Annotated in this window: 6 protein-coding genes and 1 pseudogene; 5 read left to right on the plus strand and 2 right to left on the minus strand. The window is 67.9% G+C overall.

Translation table 11 applies throughout. The annotated features are described in order from the left end of the window. The first annotated feature begins 1 nt into the window (after position 1). From CFB82_RS33510 to CFB82_RS33525, 4 genes are all read left to right on the plus strand, one after another. On the plus strand, positions 2–1,306 hold the full coding sequence (locus tag CFB82_RS33510; protein ID WP_089446775.1) for an MFS transporter: 1,305 nt from the start codon (positions 2–4) through the stop codon (positions 1,304–1,306). 1 nt (position 1,307) lies between these two features. After that, positions 1,308–2,429: a 2,3-butanediol dehydrogenase gene (locus CFB82_RS33515; RefSeq protein ID WP_089486752.1), complete on the plus strand. Its 1,122-nt coding sequence runs from the start codon at positions 1,308–1,310 to the stop codon at positions 2,427–2,429. Continuing rightward, positions 2,407–3,129: an SDR family NAD(P)-dependent oxidoreductase gene (locus CFB82_RS33520; protein ID WP_089446773.1), complete on the plus strand. Its 723-nt coding sequence runs from the start codon at positions 2,407–2,409 to the stop codon at positions 3,127–3,129. The genes CFB82_RS33515 and CFB82_RS33520 overlap by 23 nt, the downstream gene beginning before the upstream one ends. Positions 3,130–3,314: 185 nt before the next feature. Beyond that, positions 3,315–4,406: a porin gene (locus CFB82_RS33525; protein WP_089446772.1), complete on the plus strand. Its 1,092-nt coding sequence runs from the start codon at positions 3,315–3,317 to the stop codon at positions 4,404–4,406. A 151-nt stretch (positions 4,407–4,557) separates the two neighbouring features. Here the strand turns inward: CFB82_RS33525 and CFB82_RS33530 are convergent, their stop codons facing one another. After that, positions 4,558–5,532 carry a helix-turn-helix domain-containing protein gene (locus CFB82_RS33530; protein ID WP_231937872.1) on the minus strand — a complete coding sequence of 325 codons (975 nt, stop codon included), beginning with the start codon at positions 5,530–5,532 and terminating at the stop codon, positions 4,558–4,560. A 421-nt stretch (positions 5,533–5,953) separates the two neighbouring features. Between CFB82_RS33530 and CFB82_RS33535 the strand changes: the two genes are divergently transcribed. Further along, positions 5,954–6,841, plus strand: coding sequence for a SphA family protein (locus tag CFB82_RS33535; protein ID WP_089446771.1), 888 nt, complete (start codon positions 5,954–5,956; stop codon positions 6,839–6,841). Positions 6,842–6,919: 78 nt separating this feature from the next. Here the strand turns inward: CFB82_RS33535 and CFB82_RS33540 are convergent. Next, a pseudogene (locus CFB82_RS33540) lies at positions 6,920–7,084 on the minus strand (GMC oxidoreductase); the annotation flags it as partial. Positions 7,085–7,210 lie beyond the last annotated feature (126 nt).

Consider the following 7,210-nt stretch of genomic DNA (forward strand, 5'->3'; position numbering starts at 1 on the left):
CATGACATCCCCTTCCTCCTCCCGATCCGCGTGGACGTACGAGAACAGGCTGCTGCTGATCCTGTTCATGACGTTCGGCTTCGTGTTCTTCGACCGCCTCGCGCTGTCGTTCCTGTTCCCGTTCATGTCGGCTGAGCTGCACCTGACGAACACGCAGCTCGGCATGGTGTCGTCCGCGCTCGCGCTCACGTGGGCATTGTCCGGCGCCGCGACGGGCGCGTGGTCCGATGCACGCGGCACGCGCAAGCCGCTGCTGATCGCGGCCGTGCTCGGCTTTTCCGTGTGCTCGGCGCTGTCAGGGCTCGTCGGCGGCTTCGCGAGCCTGATCGCGTTCCGCGCGCTGATGGGCATCGCCGAAGGCCCCGTGCTGCCGCTGTCGCAATCGCTGATGGTCGAAAGCTCGACGCCGAGCCGCCGCGGGCTGAACATGGGCCTGCTGCAAGGCTCCGCCGCCGGCCTGCTCGGCGCGATGATCGGCCCGCCGGTGGTCATCGGCATCGCGACCAGGTACGGCTGGCGCGAGGCGTTCTACGTGTCGTGCATTCCGGGCTTCCTGATCGCGTTCTGCATCTGGCGCTGGGTGCGCGAAGTGCCGCCCGGCGGCGTGCGGCACGCGCAGGCCGAACCCGCCGGCGCACCGGCCGCGAGCGGCGCGGCAGTCAGCCGCTGGGCGTTGCTGAAGGAGCGCAACATCCTGCTCTGCATGCTGATCAGTTGCTTCTTCCTGACGTGGTTCATCGTGATCATCTCGTTCGCGCCGGTGTTCCTCGTGGAAAGCCGCCATCTGTCGCCATCCGACATGGGCGTCGTGATGACCTGCCTCGGCGCCGCGTGGGTGTTCTGGGGCTTCGCGGTGCCGGCGATCTCCGACCGGATCGGCCGCAAGCCGACGATGATCGCGTTCGCGCTGATCGCGGCCGTGTGCCCGGTCGTGATGATCCATGCCGGCTCACTGTGGGCGCTCGGCGCGCTCGTGTTCGCCACGTACACGGGCCTCGGCTGCTTCACGCTGTTCATGGCGACGATCCCGGCCGAAACGGTGCCGCCGCGCGCGATCGCCAGCGCGCTCGGCCTGATCATGGGCGCCGGCGAACTGATCGGCGGCTTCGTTGCACCGACCGTCGCCGGCTTCGCCGCGGACAAGTACGGCCTGCCGTTCGCGATGTGGACGTCGGCCGCCGGCGCGATCCTCGCGTGCGTGCTGTCGTTCGGCCTCGTCGAGACCGCACCCGCCGTGCTGCGCAAGCGCGCGCTCGCCGGCTCGGCCGCGAGCCGTCTCGATGCACAAAACCTCGGAGGCCACTGACATGCGGGCACTTCAATGGCATGGTCCGCGCGACGTCCGTCTCGTGGAAATCGACACGCCGCGCGTCGGCCCCGGTGACGTACGCATCGCGGTCGCGTACTGCGGAATCTGCGGCAGCGACCTGCACGAATATGCGGACGGCCCGCACGCGATTCCGGTCGACACGCCGCATCCGCTGTCGCGCCGCACCGCGCCGCTGACGCTCGGCCACGAGTTCTGCGGCACCGTCGTCGAAGTCGGCGACGGTGTGACGGCGCTGCGCGCGGGCGATCGCGTCGCGGTCGAGCCCGAGTATCGCTGCAGCCAGTGCGCGTATTGCCGCTCGGGGTCATACAACCTGTGCGTGTCGATGGGCTTCGCCGGGTTGATGGGCGACGGCGGCATGGCCGACTTCGCGGTCGTGCCGGCGTATATGCTGCATCGCCTGCCTGATGACGTGAGTCTCGAACAGGCCGCGGTGATGGAGCCGGCGGCTGTCGCGCTGCACGCGTTGCGGCGTGGCGAACTGCGGCTCGGCGAGACCTGCGCGGTATTCGGGCTCGGGCCGATCGGCCTGCTGCTGATCATGCTCGCGAAGCTGCAGGGGGCGACCACGATCGTGGCCGTCGACGTCTTGCCCGAACGGCTCGCGGCGGCCGTGCGCTTCGGCGCCACGCACACGTTCGACGCGCGCGCACTCGGCGCATCCGCGCTGCAGGACGCGATCCGCGCGGCCACGGGCGGGCTCGGCGTCGATGCGAGTTTCGAAGCGGCCGGGCTGCCGGCCACGTTCGAATCGGCGATGCAGGCACTGCGCAAGGGCGGCCGCGTCGTAATGGTCGGCCTGATGCCGCATGCCGGCTTCGACGCGTTCCGCGCGGTCAACGACGAGCTGACCTTCACGGCGAGCGTCGGCTACCGGCATGCGTACGAAGACCTGCTGCGCATCGTCGCGTCGGGCGCGCTCGACCTCACGTCGATCGTCACGCGCACCGTGTCGCTCGAAGACGCCGTCACCGACGGCTTCGACGCGCTGCTCGCCGACCGCGCGCAAATCAAGATCCTCGTTTCACCCGCGCAACGGCCGGCCCGTCGCGCACACACCATCGGGAGCGTCGAGCATGAGTCGTCAGTGGGCGTTTGAAGGCAAGACCGTCGTCGTGACGGGCGGCACGTCGGGCATCGGTGCGCGCACGGCGATGCGGTTCGCGGAAGCCGGCGCGTCGGTCGTCGCGCTCGGGCTCGATGCGGGCGGCCCGCATGCGCCCGTGCATGCGGGCGTTCGCTGCGTGGAACTCGACGTGACCGACAGCGATGCGCTGACGCGCACGATCGCGGCCCTGCCGCGGCTCGACGTGCTCGTCAACGGCGTCGGCATCAGCCGGCACGCGGACGAATACCGGATGGACCAGTTCGAGCTCGTGCTGAACGTGAACCTGACGTCGGTGATGCGGGCCTCCGACGCCGCGCGGCCAGCGCTGTCGGCGCATGGCGGCAGCATCGTCAACGTCGCGTCGATGTACACGTACTTCGGCAGCAAGGACCGCCCCGCGTACAGCGCAAGCAAGGGCGGCATTGCGCAGCTCACGCGCTCGCTCGCGCAGGCGTGGGCCGAGCGCGGCATTCGCGTGAACGCGGTCGCGCCCGGCTGGATCGACACGCCGCTCAGCAGCGGCCTGATGGCCGACATGCAGGCATCGCGGCGCATCCTCGAACGCACGCCGCTCGGGCGCTGGGGCACGGCCGACGAAGTCGCGGACGTGATCCTGTTCCTGTGCTCGCCCGGCGCGTCGTTCGTAACCGGCGCGGTCGTGCCGGTGGATGGCGGATATTCGACGGTCTAGCGCGCGGCTCGGCTGACATCGGCAGGCATCGGCGGGCCCGCGACTTCTGCCGATGCCCGTCACACACCGGCTTCCTTCGGTTACGGCTGAACCGGAATTCGTCCGGCCCAGCCTTGTTCAAATCAATCAGTAGTCCAATCAAAAATATCCGATCCAATCGGAAACATGTGAGGAGCATATTGGAGATGACGAAAAAGACCTTTCTGGCGCTCGCGGCATGCGCCATTCCCGCCGTGTCGTTTGCGCAGAGCAGCGTGACGATGTTCGGGCTGATGGATGCCGGCATCAGCTACGTCAGCAATCAAGGCGGCCACGGCGCCGCGAAGTTCGACGACAACATCTTCTTCCCGAACCTGCTCGGTTTCGAAGGCAAGGAGGATCTCGGCGCGGGCACGCGCGCGATCTTCCGGCTCGTCAACCAGTATTCGCTCGGCAACGGCTCGATCATCGGCGGCGGGCTGTTCGCGCGCACCGCCTATGTCGGGCTGCAGAACGACCGGTACGGCACGCTGACGCTCGGCAACCAGTACGAGTTCATGGTCGATTCGCTTGCCGCGGGCGGCAACGAGATCGCGCAGGATCTCGTCGGCCTGTACGGCTTTCGCAACGGCCCGTTCGACAAGCTCGCGTTGCCGAACAACCCGACCGGCGCCTTCGACTGGGATCGCGTCGCGGGCAGCAATCGCGTCGCGAATTCGGTCAAGTACACGAGCCCGTCGCTGTCGGGCCTGACCTTCGGAGCGCTGTACGGCTTCGGGAACGTCGCGGGGTCGGTCGGCGCGAACAACACGGTCAGCGTCGGCGCGAGCTACGACAACGGCCCGTTCGGCGCGGGCGCGGCCTATACGAACCAGAAGTACGGCGCGACGGACGGGCTGCCGCCGACCAGCGTGCGCAACTGGGGCGCGGGCGTGCATTACACGCTCGGTACGGTCACGGGGAAGGCGCTCGTCACGACCGTACGCAACGCGCGGAACGGCGCGGGCGCATGGTCGGCGGAAGCCGGCGCCGCATGGCGGCCGTCGCCGGCGTGGGTGATCGGCTCGAGCTACACGTACATGAAGGGCAACGACACGCTCGGCAACGCGCACGCGCACCAGCTCCTGGCCGCCGTCCAGTACTGGCTGTCGAAACGCACGATGGTGTACGTGGCGGGCGTGCATCAGCGCGCGAACCACGGCAGCAACGCACAGATCAACGGCGTGATGGATGCGAACGGCGCGTCGAGCCGCGCGCTGCAGTCGATTGCGCGGATCGGGTTCAGCACGCGGTTCTAGGCCAGCCTCGGCGGATTCTGGCGGCGGACCCGCGTACGGATCGCCTGACGACGCAGGCGCGGTGCCGGCCCGCGCGGCCGCGTTCGTCGTCACACGCTGCCGGCCATCCTCCGATCGAGTCGGTTCGAATCGCAACGAATGCACGCCGCGACTAACCCGACGATCCCGCACCGCCCCCGTCCTGCATCGCCGCATCCCGACACTGCGACGGCGTGACCCCGAAGCGCCGGCGAAACAGGCGCGCGAAATACGCCGGATCGGAAAAACCCGACTGCAGCGCGAGGCGCGTAATGCTCGCCCCGTCGGCGCCGGTCTGCGACAGCACTTCGTGGCACTTCTCGAGCCGCAGTCGCTGGATCATCGCCTGCGGCCGCTCGCCGATCGATTCGAATGCCTGGTAAAGCGTGCGGCGGCACACCTTCAATGCGGCGGCAATGCGATCGGGCGAGAGTTCGCCGTCATCCAGATGCCGATGGATGTATTGCTGCGCGTCGCGCAGCAACGTCTCGCGGATCTTGCGCCGCGAAGCGGGCGCCGTGCCGTCCGTGAAATCGATGGTCTCGGCGAGCAACGTCGCCACCAGTTCCAGCACGCCGAAGCGGCTGCGCGGATTCATGCGCCGGCCCTCGGCGATCATCGCCTGCAGGCTCGCGAGCGCCACGGCCGCGCCGCCCGTCGTCGGCATCGCGCGGCCGATCGCTTGCCGGGCCAACGCCAGCAGCGCGTCGTGGTCGGCCACTTCGCACAGCATCGTGACGAATTCGCCGTATGCGTCGTTTTGAATCCAGTACGGGCTGCTCGCCTCGTACAGCGTGAAATGCCCGGGCGGCACGATCACTTCGCTGGCACCCTGCTCGAGTCTCGCCACGCCGCTCAGTTGCCAGATCACCTTGACGTAGCGGTGCTTCAGCGTCTTGCAGGCGTCGCGCCCAATGGAGGCGCTATGCGCGCTGGCCGCAATGCGCGCCACGCGGCAGCGCGCATGATCGAACACGTCGACGCTCGCGTCGAATTCGCCGGACGCGCCGGCGTTCAGCTCCAGCGGAAAGAACCGATGCCGGATCTGCTCCGACCAGCACGACACGCCGCCCGCCTGCAGCGGCGGATGCGCTTCCGAATCGATCATGACGTTCGCCTCCAGAAAAATCCGGCTTTCAAGTACGTCCGTTGCGTGGCCGCCTGCATGCACAAGCAGCGGGTGCGGCGATCGACTCGCCCGACTTCCGGTCATGTGCGACGCCACGCGCCCGGCCGGCATCGATGAGAGGGGATCGGCTCGTAGCGTACGGCGCGTCGACACAAAAGAACATTCGCACAACTCCCATGCACGGCCGGAGCGCTACCTGACGCCGTAAAGATTTCACCTAGATGCACCGCACTCCTGATGGCGCTGCACGCAAACACATGCGAGCGGGAAACTGGCGCGGCACCCTGCTGACGGGCGGAAACCGGCTTCCGGCCACGCTTCGTGCGCGTGGCCCATGCCGTCCCGCACGCCGCCCGAAGACAAACGGCGGCCGCTCGTGCGCCGCAGGAGGAGACAACCGATGAAACGACGATCCCTTTCCGTGATGCTGTCCGCGCTCGTCGTCGCGCACGGCGCTCACGCAACCGAAGGCGGCGGCTCCGTCTACCCGACCGGGGCGGAAGGCTTTCTGTGCTGCGCACTGCCGCCGCCGGGGCTCTATGCACTGATCTACGCGGAGCGCTACCACGCCGGCGAACTGCGCGACAACGACGGTCGCAATGTCGCGCCGCCGGACTTCAGCCTCACCGCCTATTCGGTGACGCCGCGGATCGTGTGGGTCACGCCCTACACGTTTGCCGGCGCGTCGCTGGCCATGCATGCGCTGCTTCCGCTCGTCACGCTCGACGTGCACGCGGGCGGGCAATCGCAGCGGCGCACCGGCACCGGCGACATGACGTTCGGGCCGGCGCTCGGCTGGCAAGTCACGCCGACGCTTCACACGCTGCTCGCCGTCGATGTCTTCGCGCCGACTGGCCGGTACGACAAAAGCGACCTGGCCAACATCGGCCGAAACGTCTGGGCGATCCAGCCGATCGCGGGGATCTCGTACGGCGGCCGTACCGGGCCGGTGTTCGATGCAAAGCTGATGTGGACCTTCAACCAGCGCAACCACGCGACCGACTACCAGTCCGGCAAGGAGTTCATCGTCGACTACTCGGTGGGCTGGGGTTTCGGCAACGGGCTGACGGTCGGCGCGGGCGGCTATGTCTACCGGCAGATGACCGACGATTCACAGGCCGGGCAGACCATCGCCGGCAATCGCGGCCGTGCGTTCGCGATCGGGCCGTCGATCAAGTACGACAGCGGGAAGGGCTGGTTCGTGACCGCCAAATACCAGATGGAAACCGATGTGCGAAACCGCCCGGAAGGGGCGGCGTTCTGGCTCAAGGCCGTGTTTCCGCTCTGATGTGAGCGGCTTCGCGTCGGCGTCGCCCGACGCGAAGCCCACGCGAAAGCCGCGCAGGTCATCCCCGCGCCGCCCGTTTCAACGACCGAGCAACAGATCGGCGCCGCGTTCGCCGATCATGATCGCCGGCGCATTGGTATTGCCGCTCGGCACCTGCGGGCAGATCGAGCAATCGATCACGCGCAGATTGGCGAAGCCGTGCACGCGCAGCGTCTTCTGGTCCACCACCGACGTCTGCGGGTCAGGGCTTCCGCATGAAGAGGCCCGTGGCTAAAGGGCTGGAGCGGTTGTTCGTTGCGGCGTGTTCAGGTTTACTCTCGCTTTTTGCCGGAACGAGAGATGCCGTCGATCATGGATGCGTTTGCTGAC

Source organism: Burkholderia sp. HI2714 (genome assembly GCF_002223085.1).
GTDB classification, from domain to species: domain Bacteria; phylum Pseudomonadota; class Gammaproteobacteria; order Burkholderiales; family Burkholderiaceae; genus Burkholderia; species Burkholderia lata_D.

What these genes read in the sequence shown, in the direction of transcription:
- CFB82_RS33530 (WP_231937872.1), bottom strand. Translation starts at nt 5,532, where the DNA reads ATGATCGATTCGGAAGCGCATCCGCCGCTGCAGGCGGGCGGCGTGTCG.
- CFB82_RS33535 (WP_089446771.1), top strand. Translation starts at nt 5,954, where the DNA reads ATGAAACGACGATCCCTTTCCGTGATGCTGTCCGCGCTCGTCGTCGCG.
- CFB82_RS33520 (WP_089446773.1), top strand. Translation starts at nt 2,407, where the DNA reads ATGAGTCGTCAGTGGGCGTTTGAAGGCAAGACCGTCGTCGTGACGGGC.
- CFB82_RS33515 (WP_089486752.1), top strand. Translation starts at nt 1,308, where the DNA reads ATGCGGGCACTTCAATGGCATGGTCCGCGCGACGTCCGTCTCGTGGAA.
- CFB82_RS33525 (WP_089446772.1), top strand. Translation starts at nt 3,315, where the DNA reads ATGACGAAAAAGACCTTTCTGGCGCTCGCGGCATGCGCCATTCCCGCC.
- CFB82_RS33510 (WP_089446775.1), top strand. Translation starts at nt 2, where the DNA reads ATGACATCCCCTTCCTCCTCCCGATCCGCGTGGACGTACGAGAACAGG.